The 1,760-nt window shown below is 62.1% G+C and carries 2 protein-coding genes; both read left to right on the plus strand.

Features of this window, described 5'->3' with window-relative positions; translation table 11 throughout:
* Positions 1 to 1,051, plus strand: a 1,051-nt coding sequence (locus EN780_RS39130) for a hypothetical protein (RefSeq protein ID WP_189556950.1), incomplete at its 5' end; no start/stop codon positions are given.
* 10 nt (positions 1,052 to 1,061) lie between these two features.
* On the plus strand, positions 1,062 to 1,760 hold a 699-nt coding region (locus tag EN780_RS33420), incomplete at its 3' end, for a DEAD/DEAH box helicase (RefSeq protein WP_189556952.1).

Below are 1,760 nucleotides of genomic sequence, written 5' to 3' on the forward strand. Positions count from 1 at the left end.
GCGTCAGATGCTTGCCGCTTATGGCGAGGGCGGCGCGGTCCTGCGAGGGATCGCGAACGATCTGCGCCAAGAGGTCGTTGCTGCGTTGAGCGCTAGCGACGAAGCGTTTGATCTATCGCTTGATGCGACCAAGCCTCAACTTGATCGATCGGTCGCGCTCGCAGCACAGATCGAGGAAGGCTTGGACGGACCCGAGATCGCGAGTGGGATTCGGCATTGGGCAGGCAGACTTGGTATCCACGCCAAGAAACTCGAGGACGGCAGTAACGAGTTTCGCTGGACAAATGGCTCGCTTAACATCAGCAGCAACCGTCTGAGAATCGGCGCCGGCACCGACAGCGAGAGCCGGCTAGTCTGTGGCACCTTTATGCGATCGACAGCGCTCGCACGTGAGGACCTTCAATATTTCGCTCCAGGCCACGACCTCATCGACGCAATGATCTTCGAAGCCGAGCACGGGCGGCACAGCCGCGTGAGCGCGTTTATGCTCGAAGGCTTCCCCAAGCATCGCGGCACGATTTTGCTCCAGGTCCTCGGGCGGAGCGTGCTCGACCAGCGTCTCTGGGAGGGGCATGACATCGGCGCCGGTCTCGCCGCCCGTGCACGCTCGCTTCTCTGGCCCGAGGTCATCGCCGAGATCATGCTGCTCTGGGACAATGGCGGAGCCCATCACAAGGTCGTGACCCACACAGGCCTGCGCTCGCTACTCGACCACCCGCAGCGCGATTTGAAGCTAAAGCCGATCGAACCCAGCACCATAAGCGGGCTAAGCTATTTGCCGCAGATTTGGTCTGCGATCGACCAAGCAGTCCCAGCAGCGCTTGAATCAATCCAGAAACGGCGCACCGATACCGCCTTCGAACGGGCCGAGTTGCTTGAAACGAGTCTGCGGGCGGAAGTCGGCTATCTACGCTGGCAGGCGGAAAATGCTGGAGACGAGGAGACGACCGCGAAACACCGCGCTGCGATCGCTGCACGCGATACGCTGGTACAGTCGCTCAGGGCGCCGCGGGTCGACCTGCTCGGCCTCGCCCTGGTGGCTCTGGTCTAGGCGGCTCCCGATGGCGGCAGAGCGTCCCTGGTATGAGCGTGCGCGTAAACGCGCTTGTGACGCGTTCAATGCCAGCGTGGGAACTGGCGATCGCGGTGCGATGCTCCGCGAACTGTGCAGATTGCATGGCGGCTATCTCGATTGCGTGACGAGCGGCGCCGAAATCCGCCCAGAGGATATGGACAGCCTCGCACGTTTCGGGTTGAAGCGGATAGCGGCCGCGGGCGGTTCTGCGATTATCATTGATAATGTGCTTGATAGCTTGCCGATAGACGGGCTTATCGATGTTCTCAGGCTCGATCCAACCTTGCGGCAGATCTATCCGGCTGCATCAGCGGATGCACTCCTGCTCCGGCACAGCCCGTTCGATCACTATCGGACACCGACCCAGAAGGCTGCGATCCGCGCCTTGGCGACCATGCCCGACGCCTCTACGCTGCTGGCCACGCTACCCACCGGAGCCGGCAAAAGCTTGCTCTTCCAGTTGGTGCCCGCTTTGGCTCAGGAGCCCGGAGCCTGCTGTGTTGTGATAGTGCCGACCGTGGCGCTCGCTCTCGCGCATGTTGGCAGCCTGCGCATGATCGCCGGCCTCGAAGCCAGCGCGTGCGTTCATGGCGGACAAAGTGCAGAGACCCGCAAAACCGTCTATGACAGCTTCGCGCGTGGCGAGGTGCCCGTCCTGGTGCTTTCGCCTGAAGTTGCCCTGAGC

It is taken from the genome of Mesorhizobium sp. M4B.F.Ca.ET.089.01.1.1 (genome assembly GCF_004022605.1).
In the GTDB taxonomy this organism is placed as follows: Bacteria; Pseudomonadota; Alphaproteobacteria; order Rhizobiales; family Rhizobiaceae; genus Mesorhizobium; species Mesorhizobium abyssinicae.